The organism is Saccharothrix espanaensis DSM 44229, assembly GCF_000328705.1.
In the GTDB taxonomy this organism is placed as follows: Bacteria; Actinomycetota; Actinomycetes; order Mycobacteriales; family Pseudonocardiaceae; genus Actinosynnema; species Actinosynnema espanaense.
In genome coordinates this window covers 8814843-8838244 of record NC_019673.1, presented here as the reverse complement: position 1 = coordinate 8838244, position 23402 = coordinate 8814843, and the positions used below count along the sequence as shown (strand labels likewise).

Genomic DNA, 23402 nt, shown 5'->3' with positions numbered 1-23402 from the left:
CGTGGAGACGTTCCTCGCTCAGACCCAGCGGCTCCAGGCCCCCGAGATCGACTACCTCGCGGTCGCGCCGATCCTGATCGTGCTCGGCGCGGCCTGCTTGAGCGTGCTGGTCGAAGCCTTCCTGCCCAAGCAGCAGCGGTGGTCCAGCCAGGTCGTGCTGACCTTGGCGACGCTGCTCGCGTCGGGCGTGGCGCTGGCCGCGTACGGCAGCGCCGAGGACACGCCCGCGCAGGGCAAGACCACCCTCTCCGGGGCGATCGCGGTCGACCAGCCGGTGATCTTCCTGTGGGGCACGCTGCTGGTGCTCGGCTTCGGCGCGGTGCTGCTCATCGCGGACCGCTCGGTGGAGCCCGGCGGCGCGTTCGTCGCCGACGCCGCCATCCGGCCCGGCACCGTCCAGGACCGCGCCCAGGCCGGCCGGTTCGGGATGCAGACCGAGGTGTTCCCGCTGACGCTGTTCGCGCTCGGCGGCATGATGGTCTTCGTCGCGTCCAACGACCTGCTGACCATGTTCATCGCGCTGGAAGTGCTGTCGCTGCCGCTGTACCTGATGTGCGGCCTGGCCCGCCGCCGTCGCCTGCTCTCGCAGGAGGCCGCGGTCAAGTACTTCCTGCTCGGCGCGTTCGCGTCGGCGTTCTTCCTCTACGGCGTGGCCCTGCTCTACGGCTACTCCGGCTCGGTCAAGCTCGCCGACATCGCCACCGCGACGGCCGGCACCGACCGCTCCGACACGCTGCTCTACGCGGGCTTCGGCCTGCTCGTGGTCGGCCTGCTGTTCAAGGCGTCGGTCGGCCCGTTCCACGCCTGGACCCCGGACGTCTACCAGGGCGCGCCGACCCCGATCACCGCGTTCATGGCGGCCTGCACGAAGGTCGCCGCGTTCGGCGGCATCCTGCGGGTGCTGTTCGTGGCGTTCGAGAAGTCGAGCTGGGAGTGGAACGGCGTGCTGTGGGGCGTGGCGATCGCGTCCATGGTCATCGGCGCGGTGCTCGGCCTCACCCAGACCGACGTGAAGCGGATGATCGCCTACTCGTCGGTCGCGCACGCGGGCTTCCTGCTGGTCGGGTCGATCACGCTGACCAGCGAGGGCCTGTCCGGCACGATGTTCTACCTGATGGCCTACGGCTTCACCACGATCGCCGCGTTCGGCGTCGTGTCGCTGGTCCGCAACGCGGACGGCGAAGCCACCCACCTGTCCCAGTGGGCCGGGTTGGCCAAGCGCTCGCCGATCACCGCCGCGGTGTTCACCTTCCTGCTGCTCGCGCTCGCGGGCATCCCGCTGACCAGCGGGTTCATCGGCAAGTTCGTGGTGTTCGCGGCGGCGATCCAGAGCGGCATGGCGCCGCTGGTGGTGATCGCCCTGGTCGCCTCCGCGGTGGCGGCGTTCTTCTACCTGCGGGTCATCGTGCTGATGTACTTCAGCGAGCCCGCGCCGGACGGCCCGACGGTGACCGTGCCCGGCGCGTTCACCACCGTGGCCATCACCATGGGCGCGGCGATCACCCTCGTGCTGGGCGTCTGGCCGGCTTTCGCCCTCGATTGGGCGGGTGCCGGCGGGTTCGCCTTCTAGCGGTACGTAGGCTTCAGGAGTGACCAGTAGCGAGCAGGCGGGGACGGGGTTCCGGTTGACGGACCCCGTGCTCGCGGAGGTGGTGCAGGCCGGGCTGGCCGAGGTGGAGGAGCTGCTGCACAAAGTCGTGCAGAGCGAGTTCCACCCGGTGATGGAGACCTCCCTGCACCTGGTGGAGGCGGGCGGCAAGAGGATCCGGCCGCTGTTCACCATCCTGTCCGCGCAGTTGGGTTCCTCCTGGGACCGGGACAGCGTCATCAAGGCCGCGGCCGTGGTGGAGCTCACCCACCTGGCGACGCTGTACCACGACGACGTGATGGACGAGGCCACCATGCGCCGCGGCGCGGAGTCGGCCAACGCGAAGTGGGACAACAGCATCGCGATCCTGACCGGCGACTACCTGTTCGCGCACGCCTCGGCGCTGGTCGCGGACCTGGGCACGCGGGCCGCGCGGATCATCGCCGAGACGTTCTCCGAGCTGGTCACCGGCCAGATGCGGGAGACGATGGGCCCGCGCGGGGACGAGGACCCGGTCGCGCACTACCTGACCACGATCGCCGAGAAGACCGGCTCGCTGATCGCCACCGCCGCCCGGTTCGGCGCGATGTTCTCCGACACCACGCCGGCGCAGGTGGAGGCGCTGCGCGGGTACGGCGAGGTGATCGGCGCGGCGTTCCAGATCTCCGACGACGTCATCGACATCGCGAGCCCCTCGTCCGAGTCGGGCAAGACCCCGGGCACGGACCTGCGCGAGGGCGTGAAGACGCTGCCCATGCTCTACGCGCTGGAGGACGAGCCGGCCTCGCGGCTGGCGAAGCTGCTGGCCCAGCCGCTGACCGACGACGCCGAGGTGACCGAGGCGCTGGAGCTGCTGCGCTCGTCGGCCGGCCTGGAGCGCGCCCGGCGGACGCTGGACGACTACGCGGCGCGGGCCCGTGCCGCGCTGGCCGACCTGCCGGCGGGACCGGCCCGGGAAGCGCTGGAATCGGTCAGCGAGTACGTCGTGACCCGCTCCCGTTGACCCGCGACCCGCTCCCGTTGACCCGTTCCCGTTGACCCGTTCCCGTTGAGCGCTGACGGGTGGCTTCCGGCCGCTCGGCGGCCTGACCGCGTCCGGCCGGTGGCCTACTCGACCGGCGCGAGCAGCCGCGGCCTGCGCCGGATCCGCAGCGCGTCGACGGTGAACACGACCAGCGCCAGCCACACCAGCGCGAACCCGAACCACCGCGACGGCGGCATCGGCTCGTGCATGACGAACACGCCCCACGAGAACTGCAGGATCGGCGCGATGTACTGGAGCATCCCCATGGTGATCAGCGGGATGAGCCGGGCCCCGGCGCCGAACAGCACCAGCGGGATCGCCGTGACCAGACCCGCCGACACCAGGATCAGCGCGTGGCCGACGCCGTGGTCGGTGAAGGTGCCCGCCGGGCCCAGCCAGACCAGGTAGCCCACCGCGATCGGGGCCAGCACGACGCTCTCCGCGGTGAGGCTGGCCGTGGCGTCCAGCGGCACGGTCTTCTTCAGCAGGCCGTAGAGGCCGAACGAGCAGGCCAGCACCAGCGAGATCCACGGCGGCTGCCCGTAGTCCACGGCCAGCACGACCACCGCGACCAGCGCGATGAGGATCGCCGCGAACTGGGCGCGGCGCAGCCGCTCGCGCAGCACGACCACCCCGAGCAGGACGCTGACCAGCGGGTTGATGAAGTAGCCGAGCGCGGCCTCGACCACGTGGCCGGCGTTCACCGAGTAGATGTAGACGCCCCAGTTGACCGCGATCAGCACCGACGCGGCGGCCACCATCAGCCAGCCCTTGAGCGAGAGCCCGCGCAGCCCCGCCCACCGGCCCAGGACCGCCGTGAGCAGCACCATCACCACCAGCGACCAGGCGATCCGGTGGGCCAGGATCTCCACCGCGCCGGCCGGGGCCAGCAGCGGCCAGTAGGCGGGCACGATGCCCCACAGGACGTAGGCGCCGATGCCGAAGGCGACGCCCCGGTTCGTGTGGTTGGTTTCCGCCGAGATCGCGGAAGAGTTCGTCAACGGCGGCACAGCGGTCACTCTACGCTGCCGTTTTGCCAGGTCAGTCGGTCCACGTGGCTTATTATTCGACCAGCGGCCGACGTCGGGGCGGCAAAGCGCGCGCGGACGGGTGGTCAGGGTAGTTTTGCAGCCGCTCCACTACCGGGTGAACCTGGCAGCGGAGCGTGTCGGGGTGTGACAGGACGTCGCAGTGGGAGGGTCTCCCGTGGGTTCGCTGTTCGGACAGGTCTGGCTGTGGAGCCTGCTGTCGTTCGTGGCAGGCGTCGCGCTGACCTGGCTGGTCCTGGTCCGCCCGGCGAAGAAGGAGCTGGAGGAGCTGGAGGAGCGCCTGCTCACCTCCCCGCGCCCCGCTCCGGCCCCGGCTCCGGTCCCCGTGCGCGAGGACTACGACGACTGGCCGGAGGAGCCCCGCTCGCCGGTCGACGCCCTGGTGCGCGACGAACCGCCGCGCTACGACGTGGCGGGCTTGGAGCTCGACCGGCGTGACGAGCACCGCGACGAGCTGGACGACGAGCACCGCCCGCTGTCGGACTTCGAGGAGCGGCCCTACGCCGACCAGCCCTCGCCGGGGCGATCGTCCGCCGACCGGTCCTCCCCCGACCAGTCCTTCCCCGGGCAGCCCTTCCCCGACCAGTCCTTTCCCGGGCAGGAGGAGGAGCGCCCGCGCAGCCTGTTCGAGCGGCTCACCCCCGAGGTCGAGCCGGAGCCCGCGCGCCGGCCGGCCGAGGACGCCGGGCACGCGGCCGAGCAGACCCGGCTGCTGCCGCCCGCCGTCGCGGCCGAACCCGCCGTGCCGCAGCCCGAGCCGACCGCGCCGCCCGAGGTCGAGGCGTTCCAGCCGCGCGAGGTGTGGCGCGAGGAGCCCGGCGTGCCCGAGGTGTACGGCGAGGACGCCGACGAGCCCGGCGACTCCGCCTCGCACGAGGAGGAGGACGAGCCCGAGCGCCCGTCCGAGACCACCACGCTCATCCCGGCGACCGCGCTGGCCCAGGCCATCGCCGAGGTCGACGGCCGGTCCGACGACCGCTCCCGGTCCGAGCACTCCCGCGCCGACGACCTGCACGCCGACGAGCAGTCCCGCGCCGACGACTTCCACGCCGAACTCGCCCGCGCCCGCGAGGACGAGACCCGTGAGCCGGTCGCCGAGCCGCGCAACACCTGGCACACCGAGGACCCCCGGCCCGCGTGGCGCTCCGAGGACGCGCAGCGCTGGCCGGACCACGACCTGACCGGCGAGTACCCGGCGATCCGGCCCGACCTGCCGCCGTCGGAGTTCTCGGAGCCGGAGCCCACGCGCTCGAAGGCCGACCGGCTCTCGCCGCGCACCGAGTACATCTCGCCGTTCGGCGCGGACCTGTCCGTCGGCCCGGAACCGTTCACCCCCCAGCCGTTCACCCAGCAGCCGTTCACTCCCCAGCCCGAGCCCCGGCACATCGAGCCCGAGCCCTTCGAGCCGGTGCACGTCGAGCCCCTGCACTTCGAACCCCGGCACGCCGAGCCCGCGCACAGCGAGCCCGTGTACTCCGAGCCTGAGCGCACCGAGCCCGAGTTCGTCGAGCCCCAGCACGTCGAGCCCCAGCACGTCGAGCCCCAGGGCGCCGAGCCGAAGCATGCCGAGCCAAAGCATGCCGAGCCCGAGCACACCGAGCCCGAGCACGCGGAGCCCGAGCACGCCGAGCCCGAGCACGTCGTACCGGCCCACGCCGAGACCACCTACGTCGAGCCGGTGGCCACCGAACCCGAACCGGTGGTGGCACAGCCGGAGCCGGCCGTCTCGCTGTTCACCGAGCCCGACCGCGAAGCGCCCGCCGAACCGGTGTCGATGTTCACCGCACCGGACTTCGAGCCCGAGAACGGCGGGTCACCGGCCCACGGCGACGCTCCCGCCCCCATCGAGCGCCCGGCCCGCGAGCGGCCCGCGCCGCGTCCGGCCAAGCCCGAGGTGCCCCGCGAGCCGCGCGAGCCCGGCCGGCCGCGCTCGCTGTTCGAGCCGCTGCTCACCCCCGAGGACATCGACGACGAGCCGCCGATCCCGCCGGTCACGCCGCGCCCCTCGGCGCCCGGCAACGACCAGCCGTTCGTCCCGACGCTGGCCCCGGAGCTGCTGGCCTCCAGCGGCGGCGGCCTGCCGCAGCGCCCCACCCGCCCGGCCAACAGCCCGCGCACGCCACCGCCCGCGCCGCTGTCGCCCCAGCCGGCCAGTCCGCCCCCGCAGCGCCCGGTCCGCCCGCGCCCGGTCGGCTTCAGCCCCAGCACGGGCGGCCGCCCCGCCGCCGGCACCACCCGCTACCAGCAGCCCGAGGGCTTCAACCCGCGCTCGCCGTTCGGTCCCGGCTCGGTGCTGCCCAAGTCCGACGGGATGGCGCCCGCCCCCGACTTCCACGTCAAGGCGACCCTCACCGGCCGCCGCTACTACACCGGCGAGTCCGCGAACTTCCGCGAGACCCGCGCCGACGTCTGGTTCCGCACCACGTCCGACGCCGAGAAGGCGGGCTTCCGGCCCGCGCCGTGACACCCCCGGTCCCGGCGGGGACCGGGGGGTCTCGTTTTCACCCGGACCACAAGTGCCGCGTGGGATAGTCCTCCACGGCGCACAAGAGCTCCCTGGGGAGGGAACGCGAAGGGCCCCTGTTCCGGGAGGCGGAACAGGGGCCCTTCCGTGTGTCCGGCAGGTTCGGCTAGACGACGGTCCAGGTGTCCTTGCCGCGCAGCAGCGCGCCCAGGTCCGGGGCCTTGGCCGCCTTGGCCGCCTCCACCTGCGCCCGCGCCGCGTCGTCGTACGTGGTCCGCGCGACGTTGCGGAACACCCCGGTCACGGTGTGCTGGAGGTCCTGGGTCGAGAGCCGGGACAGCGCGAACGCCAGGTTCAGGTCGGCCGCGTCGTGCACCACGACGTCCTCCGCCGCCACGTCCGCGGTCTTGGCCACGCCCAGCCCGAACCCGTCGCGCACGACGGCGAACTCGCCGCCGCCGAAGGTGATCGGCTCCCCGTGCACGACGTTGATGATCCGCCGGGCCGCCTCGTCGGCGTCCTTGAGCACGTCGAACGCGCCGTCGTTGAAGATCGGGCAGTTCTGGTAGATCTCGACCAGGGCCGTCCCGCGGTGCTCGGCGGCCTGCCGCAGCACCTCGGTGAGCCCCGCCCGGTCCGAGTCGACCGCGCGCCCGACGAACGTGGCCTCCGCGCCCAGTGCCAGCGACACCGGGTTGAACGGGTGGTCCAGCGAGCCGAGCGGGGTGGACTTGGTGACCTTGCCCTCCTCGGAGGTGGGCGAGTACTGGCCCTTGGTCAGGCCGTAGATCCGGTTGTTGAACAGCAGGATCTTGAGGTTCACGTTGCGCCGCAACGTGTGGATGAGGTGGTTGCCGCCGATGGACAGCGCGTCGCCGTCACCGGTCACCACCCACACCGACAGGTCGGGTCGGGCCACGGCGAGACCGGTCGCGATGGCCGGCGCCCGTCCGTGGATCGAGTGCATCCCGTAGGTGTTCATGTAGTAGGGGAACCGGGAAGAGCAGCCGATCCCGGAGACGAACACGATGTTCTCGCGCTTCAGGCCCAGGGTCGGGAGGAACGACTGCACGGCGTTGAGCACCACGTAGTCGCCGCACCCGGGACACCAGCGGACCTCCTGGTCCGACTTGTAGTCCTTGGCCTTCTGCGGCTCGTCGGAGGTGGGAACGCCGACCAGGCCCCCCAGGCCCGGCAGCCCCAATTCGATGGCCGTCACGCGGACACTCCCTTGATCACATCGGCGAGCACGTCCTGGAGCTCCTCCGCCTTGAAGGGCAGGCCCTGCACCTTGGTGTAGCTGATCGCGTCCACCAGGTACTTCGCTCGCAACAACAACGCCAGTTGACCGAGGTTCATCTCCGGCACGACGACCTTGTCGTACCGGGCGAGCACGTCCCCGAGGTTCTTCGGGAACGGGTTGAGGTGGCGCAGGTGGGCGTGCGCCACCGGCATCCCGAGCTTGCGCACCCGGCGCGCCGCCGCGCCGATCGGGCCGTAGGACGAGCCCCAGCCCACGACCAGCACCCGCGCTTCGCCGGACGGGTCGTCGACCACGACGTCGGGCACCTCGACGCCGTCGACCTTGCGCTGCCGCAGCCGCACCATGTGGTCGTGGTTGGCCGGGTCGTAGGAGATGTTGCCGTCGCCGTCGGCCTTCTCCAGCCCGCCGATGCGGTGCTGGAGCCCGGCGGTGCCGGGCACCGCCCACGGGCGGGCCAGCGTCTCCGGGTCGCGCAGGTACGGCCAGAACTCGCCGTCCGGGCCGTTGGGCTCGGTGGCGAACTCGACGGTCAGGTCCGGCAGGTCCTCGACGTCGGGGACCAGCCACGGCTCGGAGCCGTTCGCGATCGCGCCGTCGGAGAGCAGCAGCACCGGCGTCCGGTAGACCAGCGCGATCCGGGCGGCCTCCAGCGCGGCGTCGAAGCAGTCCGCGGGGGACTGCGGCGCGACGATCGGCACCGGCGACTCGCCGTTGCGGCCGAACATCGCCTGCAGCAGGTCGGCCTGCTCGGTCTTGGTCGGCAGGCCGGTGGACGGGCCACCGCGCTGCACGTCGACCACGACCAGCGGCAGCTCGGTCATCACCGCGAGGCCGATGGTCTCGGACTTGAGCGCCACACCGGGACCGGACGTCGAGGTCACGCCCAGCGCGCCACCGTAGGAGGCGCCCAGCGCCGCGCCGATGCCCGCGATCTCGTCCTCGGCCTGGAGCGTGGTGATGCCGAAGTTCTTGTGCTTGGACAGCTCGTGCAGGATGTCCGAGGCCGGGGTGATCGGGTAGGTGCCCAGCACGACCGGCAGCTTGGACAGCCGGCCGGCGGCCACCAGCCCGTAGGCCAGCGCCGTGTTGCCGGTGATCTGCCGGTAGGTGCCCTGGTTGAGCTTGGCGGGCGCGACCTGGTAGGTGACCGCGAACGACTCGGTGGTCTCGCCGTAGTTCCAGCCCGCGCGGAAGGCCAGCACGTTGGCCTCGGCGATGTCCGGCTTCTTGGCGAACTTCTCCCGCAGGAACCGCTCGGTGCCCTCGGTCGGCCGGTGGTACATCCACGACAGCAGGCCGAGCGCGAACATGTTCTTGGCCCGCTCGGCGTCCTTCTTGCCCAGGCCGGTGTTCTCCAGCGCGCCGATGGTCAGGGTGGCCATGGCGACCTTGTGCACCTGGTAGGTCTCCAGCGAGCCGTCCTCCAGCGGGTCGGCGGCGTACCCGACCTTGACCAGGTTGCGCTTGCTGAACTCGTCGGTGTTGACGATCAGCATCCCGCCCTTGGGCAGGTCGCCGATGTTCGCCTTGAGCGCCGCCGGGTTCATCGCCACCAGCACGTCGGGGCGGTCGCCGGGGGTCAGGATGTCGTAGTCGGCGAAGTGCAGCTGGAAGCTCGAGACCCCGGGCAGCGTCCCCTGGGGCGCCCGGATCTCGGCCGGGAAGTTCGGCTGCGTCGCGAGGTCGTTGCCGAAGGCCGCGGCTTCGGAGGTGAACCGGTCGCCCGTGAGCTGCATGCCGTCGCCGGAGTCGCCGGCGAACCGGATCACCACGCGGTCGAGCTTCCGGACGGTGCCGGTGCCGCGGTCCTTGGCGTTGCCACCTGGCGCGGGGCCATTACCAACGTCGGTAGTCATGTCCTACGCCGATCCCTCTCTTCACGCCCGCCTGAGGGCAAGTCGCCCCTCCCCTCCGCGAGGGTAGTCGTGCCCGCGCACGGGCCGGTTTCTCCTGTACCACTCTGCGGGACGGTTCGTCCCACCTGGTGTGACAAGGGCCAACCAGGCGGTAATCGCCGCAATTTCGGATGTACCGGTTAGTAACTGTTACCGGAAGTTACAGGTAGCGTCCGGCCCTGTCCAGGTTCACGGCCGCCCGCTGATCCGGGCCTTCATCGCGGCCAGCCTGGCCGCGAACTCCGGGGTCTCGATCGAGGCGACCTGCGGGACGACCTCGGTGTCCACGGCGTCCGCGTGGGCGTCCAGGACCGCCGTCGTCCTCATCGTGGCCTTGATGGTGCGGACCAGGTCCCGCGGAGCTTCGGCCGAAGCCCTCGCGAACTCGACCGCCGAGGCGACCAGCTCGTCGTGCCCGCCGTCCACCCGGTCCCACGCCAGCCCGTGCCGGACCGCCGCGTCCGCGTCCAGGACCTGCCCGAACAGCGTCATCGCGGTCGCCGCCTGCGGGCCGACCAGGCGTTGCAGCAGCCACGTCATCCCGCCGCCGGGGTGGATGCCCAGCTGGAGGAACCGCGCGTCGAACCGCGCCTTGGGGCCGGCCAGCCGCACGTCGCAGGCCAGCGCGAGGTTCAGCCCCGCGCCCACCGCCGCGCCGCCCACGGCCGCGATCGTCGGCAGCGCGCAGTCCGCCACCGCGAGGAACCCGGCGTAGATGCGCCGCAGCCCCTGCTCCCGGGCCTCGCCCAGGGCCGTCAGATCGGCTCCCGCGCAGAACGCCGGGGGAGCGCCGGTCACCACCACGGCGTGGACATCGGCATCCTGCTCGCAGGTCTTGACGGCCGCGACGAGTTGGTCGGACAGGTCGAGCGTCAACGCGTTGCGCCGCTCGGGGTCGTGCACGGTGATCACGCCGACCCGGTCGGAACGCTCCAGCAGCACCTCGGACATGGCGCGACTCTAGGGCGCGGTCGCGCCGGCCGGTCCCGCCGCCGGTCGGTCAGGGTGCCGGCGGCCGGTCGAGCAGGCGGGAGAGCACGACCGTGGAGACGGTCCGGTCGATGATCTCGACGGCGCGCAGGCGTTCCAGGGCGGTCTCCAGGTGGTGGATGTTGGCCGCGCGGAGGTGGACGATCGCGTCGGCCGCCCCGGAGACGGTGTAGGCGGCCAGCACCTCGGCCATCGGTTCGAGCCGCTGCTGGATGTCGTGGGGGGCGACGTTGCCCCGGCAGTGCACCTCCACGAAGGCCTCGGTACCCCATCCGAGCTGCTCAGGGTCCACGACGGCGGTGAAGCCGCGGAGCACGCCGGTGTCCAGCAGCTTGTCCACCCGGCGCTTGACGGCCGGGGCGGACAGGCCCACCTCCTTGCCGATGTCGGCGTAGCTGGAGCGGGCGTTGGCCATCAGGCACGAAATGATTCGCTGGTCGATCGAGTCCACACGCAACATTCTGCACCAACAGACGCAATACTGCGGCGTTGTTCGCTGGTCAGATGGGAATTTACCCTTCGATCCATGACCTCGGTTTCCCTCCTGGGCCCCGGCGACGAGCCGATCGTGCTGGGCGTCACCACGCCCGCCGCCCCCGTGCGCGTGCCGACCACGCGCCGGTACCTCATGTGCCCGCCGGAGTACTTCACGGTGGAGTACGCCATCAACCCGTGGATGGACCCGACCCGGCCGATCGACACCGGGCTGGCGGTCGAGCAGTGGAACGCGCTCAAGGAGACCTATGAGCGCCTGGGCCACCGCGTCGAGCTGATCGAGCCCGTCCCGGGCCTGCCCGACATGGTCTTCTCGGCCAACTCCGGCACCGTCGTCGACGGCCGGGTCCTGGGCTCCCGGTTCCGCGCCGAGCAGCGCGGCCCGGAAGCCGACCACTTCCGCCGGTGGTTCCTGGCCAACGGCTACAAGTCCGTGGTGATGCCGGAGCGCACGAACGAAGCCGAAGGCGACTTCACGTGGACCGGCAAGTACCTCCTGGCGGGCACCGGTTTCCGCACCGACCCCCTGGCCCACTCGGAGGCGCAGGAGGTCCTGGGCGTGCCGGTGATCTCCCTCCAGTTGGTGGACCCGCGCTACTACCACCTGGACGTGGCCCTGTTCGTGCTGACCGACGACCTGATCGCCTACTACCCGGAAGCCTTCTCCCCGGGCACCCGCGAAGTCCTCCGCCGGCTGTTCCCCGACGCCGTCATCGCCACCGCCGAAGACGCCGCCTGCCTGGGCCTCAACGCCGTCTCGGACGGCCGCAACGTGATCCTCCCCGTGGAGGCGACCGCCCTGGCCGACCAACTGACCCGCCGCGGCTTCGACCCCGTTTTCGTGGACATCTCCGAACTCCGCAAGTCCGGCGGCGGCCCCAAGTGCTGCACGATGGAACTGCGGAACTGAAACCCGACTATTCGGACACCCGTGGTTCGCGCTGGTCAGCGTGGAATAGCCATGCCGACCAGCGCAAACGGCTGGTTCGCCAGCTCGGCGGTAGGTGAGTGGCTGTCACTTACTGCGGCGATCTGCCAGGGCTCACGGAACATGCACGGAACAGCGAAGGCCCCCGGAAAGATCATTTCCGGAGGCCTTTTCGCTGGTCTTGCCACCCATGACCGTCACCCGTCGTCGTTCAACAGGCCCTCGATCTTGCGGTTCGACGGCTCCCGCTGGCCGTCGAGCACCTTCGCGTAGACCTTGAGCAACACCTCCACGGTGTGCCCGGCCCGCTCCGCGACCTCAGCGGGGGAGACCCCGGCGGTGAGCCAGGTCGACACCGCCGCATGACGAAGGTCATACGGGTCTTCGCCCAAGGGTGACCGGGCCTGCTGAGGGCTGAGACCGACCAGCCGGGCCTTGCGCCACACGTCGCAGTACACCGACGCGCCCACCGGGTCACCGTTCTTGAGGCCGCGAAACAGCCGCCCGTCCGAGGTGACCCCGAACCTCTCGATGTGCTCGCGAAGGATCACGACCAGGTGGGGCGGGATCGGAACAGGCCGCACTGTGCCCTGAGCCCGCCGCTTGAGGTTGCGCGCCTCCCACGTCTGTCCGGAGTCGACATAGCGACTGGGCGCGCGTGACGCCGACTTCTCCAACAGCAACTCGCCCCAACCAGAGTCGGGCAGCTTGCAGTCTTCCTCACGGACCCGGTTCACCTCGCACGGCCGCAGACCCGCGTAGTACATCGAGGCGAAGAAGCCGTACAGGTAGTCGAACCTGCCTGGCCTGCCACCCGCGTACGTCACGCCCGCCAAACAGTTCCGCGCTTGCGCCGGATTCAGCACGACGCGTGGATCCACCTCGCTGTTCCCGCGCTGAAGTGCAGCCCGGCTACCCACCACTGGGTTGAACCCGAGTTCGCCGACGTCGACCGCGTAGCTCAGCAGGTTGTGCAGCGTTCCGCGCCGGGTTCGCACGGTCCAATCGGCCGCTGGCTTGCCGTTGAGGTTCCGACCGAGCGTGCGTAGGAGCGAAGCCGTTTCGATCTTGTCCAGCTCGCGGACCGGCCGTGAGGCCGCCTCGATCCACCGCGCCGCCGCTTCCTCCTCCGTTGTGAGTTCACGGTTACGTGCGTTAGGCGGGACCAGGAGATAGCCCGTCAACGTCCGCCGCAACGTTGCGATGTCCGGCGCACCCTTGGCCGAGCTGACGAACGCGGCCACGGGAATGGCCAAGGTGTCCACGTTCCGCTTCCGGGTGTTCGGTGCCGCGCCCTCCCACTCGTGATTGATGAACTCCTGTGCGAGCCGCAGCAGCGACCGAGCCGCCGCTTTCTCCGCTTCTGACTTCGGCAGGCCGCTCTCGACGTCGAACGGCTCACCGGCTTCAGTGGCGCTAATCAGCTTGTTCCGCCGCCGATCGGCGAGTGTCTTGGTCCGGTACCACTCGGAGTGCTCACGACCAGCCGTGATCCAGCGGACCCCGTAGGGCTTGGGCCGCTTTCGCCCGTCCTTGCCTGGCTTGAGGGTCTTCAGCTCCCAGATGTTGACCTTGTAGGTGAGGTTCACGCGGCCTCACTCCTCAGCGTGGTCAGCCAGGCGTTGAAGTCGGTGCCGGAGATGCGCAGTGACCCGTTGGGCAGCTTGTGGGCGATGGGGGCGGCTCCGGGGATCTGCCGCCACTTGTAGAAGGTGTCTTTGGAGATGCGGAGCTTGGCGCAGAACTCGACCACGGTCAGGAAGGTGTCCGGGTCAGGTAGCGGCGACAGGTCCATCGGGTTCCCCCTCTCGTGCGTACGTGCGTTGTCGTTGGTTGCGGAGTCGTTCGCCGAGCGCGGTCGCCAGTTCGCGTTCCGCGTCGTTGGCGTAGCCCGAGCCGCTGAAGGCCCAGTCGTTGACGACGACCACCGATTCGACTTGGAGGCCGAGCCGTTCGAGGACTTCGGCCGCGCGGAACGCCCGGCGGTCTTCGCGGATGCGTTTGAAGGTGGCGCTGTAGTGCTTGGATTTGGTGAGGAAGTGGCCGCGGAATCCGAGCATGTGAGCCCACTTCCGCAGGTTCAGCTCCGCGTAGAACCCCAGGCCACCGAGGTCCCATGCCGTTTGGATCATGCGGCGGTGGTGGGTCGACACACGCAGGTGGTCGATGTCGAGCTGCGACCTGATCGGCCGGTCTGGGGTGTCCCGCGCTCCGGTGCCTTTGGTGGCGTACTTGGCGACGTAGCCGGCGAGTCGTGCGTCACTGACCGCGCCCGCCTGGTCCTCCAGCTCCGCCGCCGTACTGGCCCGGATGGGCCGGACGTCGACCTGGTCGCCCCACGCGAGGTCGAGCACCACTCCGTCAGGTCGGTGCGTGACCACCAGGACCGACCGGGCCGCTTGGCGCACCGCGTGGTCGACCAGGTCCACGGTCGCCCAGGCCGGGGCCGGGTCGGTAGAGCCGGCCGGTCCGTCGACGCGGATGACGGCGTGGAAGTGGACCAGGCCGCGCCGCTGGTACTCGGCGACCTTCGCGTACGAGATCCGGGCATGGTGCCGGAACTCCCGCACGGTCAGCCCCGCCGCACGGGCCAGGTGGCGTCGGAGGGCGATGGTGAACCGGTGCCACAGTTTGCCCGCGTGGGCCTGCCACAGCACCGCGCCCACGTAGTCGTAGCCGCCGGGGTCGACCGGCCCGCCGAGCCGAGGGTCGTCGGGGTGGTGAAACCCCTGGCACCCGGTGCACGGCCGTGCCTTGCCGGTCTTGGTGGTGGGCCGGTTGTGGACCGGGCCGAACGAGGGGGCCGTCAGGGTGGCGAACACCCGTGGTTTCTCGGCGACAGTGACCGGTACACCCTTGCTGCCACCGGTCAGGCCCGCCCTCATCAGGTGGTAGGCGTCGGCTGAGTACCGGTCGGAGCAGGCTTGGCAGACCGAGGCCCGCCGGTTGCCGCAGGGGACCATGACGTCCCCGCCGAGCTGGGCCAGGAGTTGGTTGGTGTCGTGGTGGTGGAGCTGCCAGGAGCCGAACAGCCGGATCGGTTGGGCGCACCCGCCGGTGGCGGTGACCTTGTTGCGCCAGTCCCGGTAGTCGGCCCGCCGGACCCTGTCTGCGATGCGGTCGTTGAGTGTGAGGACCAAGAGGCTTCCCCTTCCGGTAGTGGTGGAGAACGACGAAATGGCGGGGGCATGACCCGGTGGTGCTGGTCATGCCCCCGCGTGACGAACTAGGGATGGATCAGGCTGCGTTGAGCTGGTCGGCCAGACGGACCGCGTAGGCGTCCGGGACGTTGACCGCGGCCTGGACATCGGCAGAGGTGACGTCGCGGCCTTCCTTGCGGACCTGTGCCGCCTTCTCCGCGAGCTGCTGTTGCAGGTGGGCGGGAAGCTTGACGGGCGTCCGTGGCGCGGCCGGGGGTCGTTCAGCCGTCGAGGTCGAAGGAGTCGGCCGCAGGGCTGGCGAAGCGGCTGGTTGTGCGACTGCCAAGGCTTGATCTCGGGCGTTGTTGCAACGGTGTTGGATCACCGGCATCACTTCGGCGATGAAGAACACCACCAGCGGGATGACGACGTGCAGGAAGACCATCCCGCTGTTGACCTCGCCGGACGCCGGTCGAAGCGACGCCCATACGTTGGTGATGAGAGTTGCGCCAAGCAACAGGCGCTTGAGCCACAACACGGGCTTGGCGTCGACGGCCAGGCCGCGGGAGAGCATCTCGGCTTCCCAGCGCAGCAGGGTGACCAGGATTCCCGCCAATCCGGGCTCTACCAGCCAGGCACCCCACCACATCGGATCCGCCGGCGTGAGGTGGCCCGCCAGGAACTCGTGCACACCGGTGGTGGTGAAGCCCAACCCGAGGGCGAGGAAGAACCACATGGACCGGGTGACGGAGGTCCGGAAGCGTTCCAGGTGCACCGCTTGCAACAGCGGATCATCGGTCAACTCGTGGAGCTGCCTAGACTCGGCAAGCCGGGCACGCAGCCGTCTTACCGCCCGGGTCTCGCCAGATGGCTGACTCTCGTTGGACTCGTCAGACACGCGGCCTCCGTCTACTCGTCACGAGCGGCCGAGCGCGGGTAGTGGATGGCTTTGCGTTCACGGCCGGTCAGTCCGCCGACAAACCCAGCCGGGCTGTAGCGGCGGGCCGCCGAGCCGTGTCGCTCCCAAGCGAGCTGATCGGTTCGGCACTGTTCCCGCACTGGGCAGCCGCCACACACCTCCGCAGCGCGTTCGGGGTGGCTGGCATCGAAGAACAGTTCGGTGTCTTGCCCGCCGCAGGCCGCCGAGGTACGCCAACCTGACGGCTGGCCGCTGGTGCCGAACAGCGCGAGCATCAGAGCGCGGTATCCGTGGTAGCCGGGGTCTGCGAGCCCGTTCACGCCGCCACCGCCCCGGAAGCGGCCTGACGAGGTCGGACCACCGCGCGACCGACGTGGACCAGACGGGCCACCTCCTCGAACGTCACCGGCTCCACGACCATGGGCGCGACGCGGAAGACACCGGCGAGGACCACCAGGCCGCTGCCAACGTCACCGGCCGGGACGCCGCCCAGGTCCGCGACCGCAGCCGACGCGGTCAGGCCGAACACCAGGCCCGAGCCGTTGCGAGCGGTCGCCGCCACGGTCAAGGTCCGGTCCGGCCGCAGCGTCCAGGTCAGCCGCACGCCATCTAGTCGGGTGACCCACAGCAGCAGCGCCGCGAGCCGATCCGGTGCTGTGCCGGAGCTGAACTCCGCGTGCACCGACCCCGACGACGTCGACACGACCAAGCGGTCCGGACGTGGCAGCCGGTACGAGCGGATCAGGGACAGCAGCGTGCGAACGATCCGGTCGAGGGATCGAGGGCTGTTTGAAGGCATGGCAAATCTCCCTACGTAAGGCAAAGGTGGCGGTGTGTATGAAGAAGACTCAGGCGACAGCGCGCAGACCCGAGCCGCCATCGGCGGGACCGGCCTTCACGAACGCCACGAGCTCGTCAACGTCCGCATCGGACGTGTAGGCAGCTCGCACCCGCCGGGGGACGCGCGAACGCGGGTCGACCCGGAAGCCGATACCGGCGCTCGACTCGTCGGCAGAGATCTCATCCGCGATAGCGCCGCGCTCACGGGCACCGTCGCCCAGGACCATGTCCGGGTGCCGTTCGCTGGTGACCCGCAGGCACACCCTGTGCGGCAGCAGGTCCCGGATCGGAACCACGTCCTTGGACGGTTCCTGCACGTAGACATCAAGAATGTCGTTGGTAGCGCGCCCCATGCTGGAGATCACCGAGCACGCCGAGGTGATCTCGTGCGCGTGCTCCGCGTTGTAGGCGAGCAGGAACCCCACCTCATCGACAATCAGCCAGTCCAACGGGTTCTCCCGCGACACCGGCAGGCCGCGCTTCTTCTTGCGCTGCAACCGCTTCTGCTTGCGCTGCATGTTCTCCACGAACCGCGCGATCAACTCGGCGCAGTCCTCCGGCGTGTCCGCGTACCGACCATCCAGGATCGGCCGCAGGGCCACGAACTCGAACAGCTTCGGGTCACACACCCACGGCCGCACCAACCCGTCACGAATCATCGGCGCGACCGCCCGCAGCTTCGCCATCACGACGGAGTTCTTGCCCGCCCCGGTAGCACCGGCCGTCAGGTGGTGGGTACCGATCAGCGGTTCACGCCACTCCCCGCCCAGCTCCGTCTCTCCGAGGCACAACGACCGCAGGTCGACCGCCTCAGAGGACTCTGGCATCTCCGGAGCCGGGATTACCTGCGTGAACGGCTCGTCCCGCTGCACGATCAACACGACCTCACCAGGCCGCCCCTGCTCGACCGCGACCCGTTCGGCCTTCAACGTCGCCGCCAACTCCGGCAGCACAGCGGAGAAGGCCCGCAACGCCTGACCAGGCACCATGCGCACCCGAACCGTGTCGATCGACGCCGACCACGACCGGACCCGCAGCACACGCGGCACCAGCAGTTCACCGTTCTTGTGGTGCGGCTTGGTCAGCCCGCACGAGCCCATCAGGCTCACCCAGCGACGCCCGGTGTAGGCACCGGCCCACCGACGTCGCCACGCCCGCAGCACCGGAGCCGCCCAGGCGTCGAAGGTGTCGGGGTGCCCGCGATACCAAGCCGCCGTGCCAACCACGGCCCCGCCGACAATCCCGCCGGTCACGGTCGGGCCGAGCTCGGCCAGCGACGCCCCCAGCCCGCCACCGCCGGCCACCGCGCCGGGATGACGTACAAACCACCGCACCGTGCGGAACTCCCATCCCGCCGACCGCCGAGACGTTCCCACCACCGAATTCGACATCCCCGATCCCTCCTTCCCGCACGGCAGCGGCCGACCACCACATAAGTGACCGGCCGCTGCGGAACGTTCTCTGATTGCGCCTATGCGCGCCGACGTCGCCGCGGTTCGAGCTGGGACCGCGAGTAAGACAACGCAACCCTCAGCCGAGCCACCGACTTGACGAACGCCAAGTGGTCCGAACGAAACCCTTCACGCCGATACGGCACATCTCGCAGCGCAAGACGGAGCTGCAACATGGCCTTGTCCAAGGACTCCAACACGATGTTCAACTGCTGTGACATGCCGGTCAGACCTTCCACTCGCGGGTCTTCAACTCGGTCTCGTACCTGACCGCCGAGTCCTTCAACGCGCTCAACTTCTCCAGAACGCCGGCGAGCATCTTCTTCAACTCGTCCGGCGGTGTCACCCGCCACGAACCGGGCGGGGCCGGGTTGTCCCGCATCTTGTCGACCAACTTCCCGACCGGCCCGAGCTGGTCAGTCACGAAGTCCATCGAGTTGACCAAGTTCCCGTAGCGCTGCTCAGCGCTCCTGCCCATGTGTCACCTCCAGACGCTCGAACACGTCGCGATCGACCACGCCCCAAAGCTTCACCGGGATGTCGCCGATGACTCCCACGTACTCGATCACCCCCGGACATGTACTTCCCTGGGTCACAACGAGGCCGAAGGCGTCCACCCACTCGTTCACCACCGTCAAGCCCTCGTCGTCGGAGTAATCCGATCCGGGAAAGGCTGAAACCCGTAGTCGACCGGCGAGCCAGTCCAATTCATCTACGGACCACGTGAGCGGTCTGCATTTGCTGGAAAGCGCATTCATGATCTTGCCCAGTTCATTGCCGAGTGCAATGTCGAGACGTGTCAGAACTTTCATCAAACCTCCAACCTGAACGGGACGCACGGCAGATGCCAGGACCGTTCTGCACGTCCTGGCACCGCCGAACATCCCGGCGCACCGCTTAAGCGCGCCGGATTTAGGCATGGCTCTACCCACTGTGTAATTCTCAAAGAACAAGCAGTCCAGTAAACCGGCTTATAGGGTCAATTCATTGGAGTCGGATACGAGAACGGCCGTCAGGCCGCGTTGGGCACCACCGAAGGGCGTGCCGCCGGCTTCAGTCCGGCCGCCTTGAACCACAGACCCGCCGACGCGATCACGCGCGGGTTGTTGCGGTCCGGAATCTCGTACGTGTTCACCACCGCGTTCACCAGCTCCACGTACATCCCCTCCTCGAACCCCTCACCGGGGTCGCCGGGCAGGTTGACGCGGATCTCCTCCCCCTTGCCCGCCCGGCGGCCGTCGACCGGCAAGGGCTTGGCGAACAGCGTCACCACGTACTGCTCCTCACCCGACACCCGGTCCACGACCGGCGTCATCGAGCCGTCTTCCAGCTCCTTGAGCTTCACCGAGGGCGCTTCAGTGATCATCAGCTTGAAGCCACCCAGCATCACCGGCAGATCCTGCAAAGCCATCCGAACCTCCACGTCGATCCTGATACGTACTAGCACAAGTAAACCTTGATACGTACTAGTACGTCACTACTCCATTTGTGTGGTGCTCGCACGTACTAGTACGACCTCGCTAACCTGCCTGCATGGACCTTGAGTCGTCCGGCCACCCGTACCAGCAGGTGGCGGCCAAGATCGCGGCGAAGATCGCGGGCGGTGACCTGCAACCGGGGGAGCGGCTGGCCCCGATCCGGCAGCTCGCGGCCGAGTACGGCACCACCAACGCCACGATGCAGCGTTCGTTGGCGGTACTGGCCGACGATGGCTGGATCACCCGCGTCCCCAACGTGGGGGTGTTCGTGCGCAACCCCGATGCCACGACCCCGGCAACCACCGCCGAGGTCATGCGGGCTCTTGAGGATCTTGGGGCCGCAGTGGCTGACCTGCGTCAACGGGTCGAACGACTCGAAGGCGACGGCGTCGTTCAAGCCGGCCGACAGCCTCACTGACACCCGCCACCTCAGCGGCCAGGGACCGGAGCCGGTCCCGGATGATTTCCAACTCGCTTGGCTTGTCTGTCATAGGAACAGCAAACGCCAGGTCACGGGGTGTGTAACAGTGTGCTCAAAGGGGTGCATTGGGACATGAAGGGGGTGCACGGGGTGTGCCTGATGGGGTGCGCACCTACGTGTCCAGGGTGATCACATGGCCGTGACGAAGGAGCCGAACCGCCTCCTATCTGCGGTGATGCAGGAAGCAGGCGTCAGCAACAAGGGCCTGGCCGCACGGGTGCGCGAACTAGCAGCACGCGACGGCGAGTCGATCGCAGCCGACCACGTGTCGGTTAAGCGGTGGCTCGACGGCACCAGCCCCAAGGCCACCACGCAGCAGTACATAGCCCTGGCCCTGGGCGCGAAGCTGGGCAGGCCGATCAAGCCCGCTGACCTCGGGTTCACCGCGAACCTCCAGGCCGTGGGCATGGACACCACAGCCGACGCCGTCGAGTACTCCGCAACCCCGACCGAAGCACTTGACCAGCTAGGCAGGCTCACCGCGGCCGACCTCGAAGACCAACCAAGCCTGATCACCGCCACGTGGAACCCGGCATCAACCCCCGGAGCCATCACGGGCTACCTGTTCGGCGATCGGCTGGAGATCGTGGCGGACGACCCCGCGATGCACTCCGGGGTCACGGCCGCAACGGCGATCCGCACGACCGCCGCGCACCTGATGGACCTCGACTTCAAGTTCGGGGGCGGGCACGTCCGCCGAATGCTCCTGTTCTACTTCAAGACCGAGATCACGCCGTTGCTCCGCCAGGACCACCCCGCGCCGGTCCGGCGAGAACTGTTCAGCGCCGCCGCAGACGTCGCCCAGCTACTCGGCTGGAGCGCCTACGACGCCGGCCGACACGCTGCCGCTCAGCGCTACTTCATCCAGGGCCTACGCCTCGCCAGAGAGGCCGAGAGCCCGGTGACCGGCGCACGACTGCTGTCCAACCTCAGCCACCAGGCCAACTACCTCGGACGCCACAACGACGCCGTCCAGTTCGCCCGCGCCGCCCAGTCCGCCGCACAGGGCGTCGCCACGCCCGCCGTGCAATCGATGCTGCTGGCGATGGAGGCGCGAGCGTTGGCCGGCGGTGGCGACGGCCAGGAGTTCGCCCGCGTGCTGGCCAAGGCCGAACTCGCGTTCAGCAAGTTCGACCCCGCCAACGAACCCAAGTGGATCAGCTACTTCAACGCCGCCGAACTCGCCGGCGAGGCCGCCCACGGCTTCCGCGACCTGGGGCAGCCCGCCGAGGTCAGCCAGTTCGCGACCCTCGCCGTAGCGCCCGCCGACACTCCGCCGCGCACCAGGGCGTTCATCGGGATGGTGTCCGCAGCCGGAGCCTTGACCAATGGCGACGTGGACCAGGCCGTAGAGCTGGCGATCAACGCCATCGACACCGCCGGCGCACTCCAGTCCAGCCGCTACGTCCGCTACCTCTTGGACTTCCACCAGGCGCTCACCGAGGCCCACAGCCGCCACCCGCTGGTGGGCCAGCTCGCGGAACGGATCATCGGCACCTACCCGGAGGTCACGCTGGGCACCGCCGTGGTCCTGTCGCGCGTCGCGTGAGCCCCTAGAAGGTGTTCCACCCGCCGATGTTCTCGCGGTCCCGCAGCGTCGCGATGCGGAGCGCGTACTCCTCAGCGATCTTCGGCGACGTCTGGACGTTCTGCATGAGCCACGTCGTCATCTTCAGCTCGTGGGTAGCCCGCACCACTCCGAACCCGTCCCACGACGTCACGTCGAAGCCGTACGCGTCCACGAACTCGCGGTACTGGTCGGCCGTCCACCAACCCGCCGTCATGTACTCCGTGGCCGTCACGCCGAGATCCCACTCGGGATGCCCCCACGAGAACGCCTCGAAGTCGATCAACGTCGGTGCGGACCCCGTGAACATGAGGTTCTGCACGTGCGCGTCACCGTGCACGGGACCGACCGGAAGCTCATAGTTCAACCCGCCGATCTCCGAGCCGAGCCGATCGCAGAGTTCCAGCAGGAAGTCCTTGTCGCCGGCGTCGATCGGAGACGACTCGATCCGCGGTTCGACCCTTGCCAGCAGGTCCTGTTGCGGAAGCTCGAACGAGCCAGGCCGGGGGAGTGCGTGCAGCCGCCGCAGCAGCGCCCCCAACGTCCCGACGTCCCCCGGCTGGCCGTTCCTGCCATCGATGAACGCCCAGAACGTCACTGGGTAGCCGCCGTCAACCAGGAGCGGTTGCGGCACATCGGTCGTGCGTGCACTCGGGAAGTCGTTGCGGCCCAACCACTTCGCGACGTTCACTTCCTTGACCGCGTCATCCCAATGCGTGTCGTTCCGCGCGATTCGGACGACGGTCCCGGTGCCGTTCAGACGGAAGATGGCGTTCTCGCCCAGACGGAGGAGTTGGGGGTCGGCAACTTCCAAGTTCGCCGCCGCACAGGCGCGGACCAGCGCGGCACGTGCCGCCTGCTCATCGAACCCTGCCGCCAAGGCCCCGGACCTCTCGTCTTGGTCGTCGTTGTCGATCATTTCACGCACGAAGTCTCACCTGCCGAGTCCAGGTTGGCCGTAGACGGCCCGGACAGCCACACGACGTGGGCGCTCACGCTCTCGTCATCGAAGTAGCGCAAGACGTCCTCGGGGCTGGTGGTCTGCACGCGGAAGGTCCCGTCGCGGGAGATGGCCTCCGTGTACCCGTCGAAGGCCATGCCGTAGGCGGCGACGTGCGCGTCATGGCGTTCGCCGTACTCCAGGCCAACCGCGAACAGGCGCGGCGCGTCGTCCTCCGCCAGGCCCCGGAGGAAGGCCGCGAACCCCTGTTCGTCCCACAACGGGCTCGTGGTGTGGCTACTCATGCTCCGGCCTTCTCCAGGTTGTTCAAGAGTTCGGCGAACTCACGTGCCACGAGCAACTTGCCCTCGGTCTCCCAGGGCGAAACCAGCCAGGTCGCGGTGGTCTCCCCGGCGGTGGTCGGGGGGAGTGGGACCAACGAGCCGTCACTGAACCGGCGGATCTCGTCCTGGCCGAAACCGGCCGGGAACGGCGGCCGGACGACGAACAGCGCGATGGGCATTCCTGGCATGACCAATACGGGCGTCGGCCTGGTGGTGAACCACCGATGGACCATGATCTGCTCTGTCCGGTCGGCGCTTACGGAGACGACGCCGAACGCCGGCCCGGTCACGCCGAGGATCGCGGGACTGAAGTCCCCTCCGGCGTTCCACCACTGATGAACCAGGGCCACGTCAGTGGTCGCTTCCTCCCGTGGCCGCAATGGCACATCGTCCACCGGTTCGCCGGTCACCGGATGGACAAACGCACCGTCATGCCATACCGCAGATGGCAGCACAGGCCATCCGAGTTTGGCGTAGCTGACAGCGGCCTGTGCGACTGTCGGCAGGGTGTCATCCGTAAGCATGTTTTCTGTCATTTCCTTACC

24 protein-coding genes are annotated in these 23402 nt (G+C 69.3%); 6 read left to right on the top strand and 18 right to left on the bottom strand.

Going from position 1 to position 23402, the window contains the following annotated elements:
- Position 1 precedes the first annotated feature (1 nt).
- Together nuoN and BN6_RS38805 are read left to right on the top strand one after the other, a co-directional pair.
- Complete coding sequence (gene nuoN / locus BN6_RS38810; RefSeq protein WP_015105346.1) at positions 2 to 1570, top strand: NADH-quinone oxidoreductase subunit NuoN; 1569 nt, start codon at positions 2 to 4, stop codon at positions 1568 to 1570.
- 55 nt (positions 1571 to 1625) lie between these two features.
- Entirely contained in the window at positions 1626 to 2591 is a 966-nt protein-coding gene (locus tag BN6_RS38805; protein ID WP_231905478.1) for a polyprenyl synthetase family protein, read from the top strand.
- Between the two features lie 104 nt (positions 2592 to 2695).
- Here BN6_RS38805 and rarD read toward each other — a convergent pair whose 3' ends face one another.
- Complete coding sequence (gene rarD / locus BN6_RS38800) at positions 2696 to 3622, bottom strand: EamA family transporter RarD (protein ID WP_015105344.1); 927 nt, start codon at positions 3620 to 3622, stop codon at positions 2696 to 2698.
- Between the two features lie 196 nt (positions 3623 to 3818).
- On the opposite strand from rarD, the gene BN6_RS38795 reads away from it, so the two are divergent.
- A complete protein-coding gene (locus tag BN6_RS38795; RefSeq protein ID WP_015105343.1) occupies positions 3819 to 6125 on the top strand; it encodes a sunset domain-containing protein in 2307 nt (768 codons plus the stop codon).
- 166 nt (positions 6126 to 6291) lie between these two features.
- Here the strand turns inward: BN6_RS38795 and BN6_RS38790 are convergent, their stop codons facing one another.
- From BN6_RS38790 to BN6_RS38775, 4 genes are all read right to left on the bottom strand, one after another.
- Positions 6292 to 7344: a 2-oxoacid:ferredoxin oxidoreductase subunit beta gene (locus tag BN6_RS38790; protein WP_015105342.1), complete on the bottom strand. Its 1053-nt coding sequence runs from the start codon at positions 7342 to 7344 to the stop codon at positions 6292 to 6294.
- On the bottom strand, positions 7341 to 9245 hold the full coding sequence (locus BN6_RS38785; protein ID WP_015105341.1) for a 2-oxoacid:acceptor oxidoreductase subunit alpha: 1905 nt from the start codon (positions 9243 to 9245) through the stop codon (positions 7341 to 7343). Before BN6_RS38785 ends, BN6_RS38790 begins: the two co-directional genes overlap by 4 nt.
- A gap of 228 nt (positions 9246 to 9473) precedes the next feature.
- Positions 9474 to 10235 (bottom strand): enoyl-CoA hydratase, encoded by a 762-nt coding sequence (locus BN6_RS38780; protein WP_015105340.1) that lies wholly within the window; start codon positions 10233 to 10235, stop codon positions 9474 to 9476.
- A gap of 49 nt (positions 10236 to 10284) precedes the next feature.
- Positions 10285 to 10725, bottom strand: coding sequence for an Lrp/AsnC family transcriptional regulator (locus BN6_RS38775; RefSeq protein ID WP_015105339.1), 441 nt, complete (start codon positions 10723 to 10725; stop codon positions 10285 to 10287).
- A 75-nt stretch (positions 10726 to 10800) separates the two neighbouring features.
- Between BN6_RS38775 and ddaH the strand changes: the two genes are divergently transcribed.
- Entirely contained in the window at positions 10801 to 11679 is an 879-nt protein-coding gene (ddaH, locus tag BN6_RS38770; protein WP_015105338.1) for a dimethylargininase, read from the top strand.
- 215 nt (positions 11680 to 11894) lie between these two features.
- Here the strand turns inward: ddaH and BN6_RS38765 are convergent, their stop codons facing one another.
- From BN6_RS38765 to BN6_RS38725, 10 genes are all read right to left on the bottom strand, one after another.
- Positions 11895 to 13286 carry a tyrosine-type recombinase/integrase gene (locus tag BN6_RS38765; RefSeq protein ID WP_015105337.1) on the bottom strand — a complete coding sequence of 464 codons (1392 nt, stop codon included), beginning with the start codon at positions 13284 to 13286 and terminating at the stop codon, positions 11895 to 11897.
- Entirely contained in the window at positions 13283 to 13492 is a 210-nt protein-coding gene (locus BN6_RS38760; protein WP_015105336.1) for a helix-turn-helix transcriptional regulator, read from the bottom strand. Before BN6_RS38760 ends, BN6_RS38765 begins: the two co-directional genes overlap by 4 nt.
- Positions 13470 to 14837: a replication initiator gene (locus tag BN6_RS38755; RefSeq protein ID WP_015105335.1), complete on the bottom strand. Its 1368-nt coding sequence runs from the start codon at positions 14835 to 14837 to the stop codon at positions 13470 to 13472. The genes BN6_RS38760 and BN6_RS38755 overlap by 23 nt, the downstream gene beginning before the upstream one ends.
- A gap of 97 nt (positions 14838 to 14934) precedes the next feature.
- A complete protein-coding gene (locus BN6_RS38750) occupies positions 14935 to 15735 on the bottom strand; it encodes a hypothetical protein (RefSeq protein ID WP_015105334.1) in 801 nt (266 codons plus the stop codon).
- 11 nt (positions 15736 to 15746) lie between these two features.
- Positions 15747 to 16031: a WhiB family transcriptional regulator gene (locus tag BN6_RS44665; RefSeq protein ID WP_148303173.1), complete on the bottom strand. Its 285-nt coding sequence runs from the start codon at positions 16029 to 16031 to the stop codon at positions 15747 to 15749.
- Positions 16032 to 16072: 41 nt separating this feature from the next.
- Positions 16073 to 16555 (bottom strand): hypothetical protein, encoded by a 483-nt coding sequence (locus tag BN6_RS38745; RefSeq protein ID WP_015105332.1) that lies wholly within the window; start codon positions 16553 to 16555, stop codon positions 16073 to 16075.
- Positions 16556 to 16604: 49 nt separating this feature from the next.
- A complete protein-coding gene (locus BN6_RS38740; RefSeq protein ID WP_015105331.1) occupies positions 16605 to 17987 on the bottom strand; it encodes a cell division protein FtsK in 1383 nt (460 codons plus the stop codon).
- Positions 17988 to 18273: 286 nt separating this feature from the next.
- On the bottom strand, positions 18274 to 18525 hold the full coding sequence (locus tag BN6_RS38730; RefSeq protein WP_015105330.1) for a hypothetical protein: 252 nt from the start codon (positions 18523 to 18525) through the stop codon (positions 18274 to 18276).
- Positions 18509 to 18859 (bottom strand): hypothetical protein, encoded by a 351-nt coding sequence (locus BN6_RS46340; RefSeq protein WP_148303172.1) that lies wholly within the window; start codon positions 18857 to 18859, stop codon positions 18509 to 18511. The genes BN6_RS38730 and BN6_RS46340 overlap by 17 nt, the downstream gene beginning before the upstream one ends.
- A gap of 200 nt (positions 18860 to 19059) precedes the next feature.
- Positions 19060 to 19458 (bottom strand): hypothetical protein, encoded by a 399-nt coding sequence (locus BN6_RS38725; RefSeq protein WP_015105328.1) that lies wholly within the window; start codon positions 19456 to 19458, stop codon positions 19060 to 19062.
- Between the two features lie 122 nt (positions 19459 to 19580).
- On the opposite strand from BN6_RS38725, the gene BN6_RS42785 reads away from it, so the two are divergent.
- Entirely contained in the window at positions 19581 to 19943 is a 363-nt protein-coding gene (locus tag BN6_RS42785; protein ID WP_015105327.1) for a GntR family transcriptional regulator, read from the top strand.
- A 196-nt stretch (positions 19944 to 20139) separates the two neighbouring features.
- Entirely contained in the window at positions 20140 to 21555 is a 1416-nt protein-coding gene (locus BN6_RS38715) for a hypothetical protein (RefSeq protein WP_015105326.1), read from the top strand.
- 4 nt (positions 21556 to 21559) lie between these two features.
- On the opposite strand, the gene BN6_RS38710 is transcribed toward BN6_RS38715, so the two are convergent.
- From BN6_RS38710 to BN6_RS38700, 3 genes are read right to left on the bottom strand one after another with little or no spacing between them, the layout of a single operon-like run.
- Complete coding sequence (locus BN6_RS38710; protein ID WP_231905476.1) at positions 21560 to 22492, bottom strand: phosphotransferase enzyme family protein; 933 nt, start codon at positions 22490 to 22492, stop codon at positions 21560 to 21562.
- A complete protein-coding gene (locus tag BN6_RS38705) occupies positions 22489 to 22818 on the bottom strand; it encodes a hypothetical protein (RefSeq protein WP_015105324.1) in 330 nt (109 codons plus the stop codon). Before BN6_RS38705 ends, BN6_RS38710 begins: the two co-directional genes overlap by 4 nt.
- Positions 22815 to 23393, bottom strand: a complete 579-nt coding sequence (locus BN6_RS38700) for a bifunctional DNA primase/polymerase (protein ID WP_015105323.1) — start codon at positions 23391 to 23393, stop codon at positions 22815 to 22817. The genes BN6_RS38705 and BN6_RS38700 overlap by 4 nt, the downstream gene beginning before the upstream one ends.
- Positions 23394 to 23402 lie beyond the last annotated feature (9 nt).

Excerpts from the sequence above, each read along its gene's own strand:
- BN6_RS38785 (WP_015105341.1), bottom strand. The coding sequence starts at position 9,245 with ATGACTACCGACGTTGGTAATGGCCCCGCGCCAGGTGGCAACGCCAAG.
- BN6_RS46340 (WP_148303172.1), bottom strand. The coding sequence starts at position 18,859 with ATGAAAGTTCTGACACGTCTCGACATTGCACTCGGCAATGAACTGGGC.
- BN6_RS38725 (WP_015105328.1), bottom strand. The coding sequence starts at position 19,458 with ATGGCTTTGCAGGATCTGCCGGTGATGCTGGGTGGCTTCAAGCTGATG.
- BN6_RS44665 (WP_148303173.1), bottom strand. The coding sequence starts at position 16,031 with ATGCTCGCGCTGTTCGGCACCAGCGGCCAGCCGTCAGGTTGGCGTACC.
- BN6_RS38715 (WP_015105326.1), top strand. The coding sequence starts at position 20,140 with ATGGCCGTGACGAAGGAGCCGAACCGCCTCCTATCTGCGGTGATGCAG.
- BN6_RS38700 (WP_015105323.1), bottom strand. The coding sequence starts at position 23,393 with ATGACAGAAAACATGCTTACGGATGACACCCTGCCGACAGTCGCACAG.
- BN6_RS38705 (WP_015105324.1), bottom strand. The coding sequence starts at position 22,818 with ATGAGTAGCCACACCACGAGCCCGTTGTGGGACGAACAGGGGTTCGCG.
- BN6_RS38760 (WP_015105336.1), bottom strand. The coding sequence starts at position 13,492 with ATGGACCTGTCGCCGCTACCTGACCCGGACACCTTCCTGACCGTGGTC.
- BN6_RS38740 (WP_015105331.1), bottom strand. The coding sequence starts at position 17,987 with ATGTCGAATTCGGTGGTGGGAACGTCTCGGCGGTCGGCGGGATGGGAG.
- ddaH (WP_015105338.1), top strand. The coding sequence starts at position 10,801 with ATGACCTCGGTTTCCCTCCTGGGCCCCGGCGACGAGCCGATCGTGCTG.
- BN6_RS38730 (WP_015105330.1), bottom strand. The coding sequence starts at position 18,525 with ATGGGCAGGAGCGCTGAGCAGCGCTACGGGAACTTGGTCAACTCGATG.
- BN6_RS38710 (WP_231905476.1), bottom strand. The coding sequence starts at position 22,492 with ATGATCGACAACGACGACCAAGACGAGAGGTCCGGGGCCTTGGCGGCA.
- BN6_RS38745 (WP_015105332.1), bottom strand. The coding sequence starts at position 16,555 with ATGCCTTCAAACAGCCCTCGATCCCTCGACCGGATCGTTCGCACGCTG.
- BN6_RS38780 (WP_015105340.1), bottom strand. The coding sequence starts at position 10,235 with ATGTCCGAGGTGCTGCTGGAGCGTTCCGACCGGGTCGGCGTGATCACC.
- BN6_RS42785 (WP_015105327.1), top strand. The coding sequence starts at position 19,581 with ATGGACCTTGAGTCGTCCGGCCACCCGTACCAGCAGGTGGCGGCCAAG.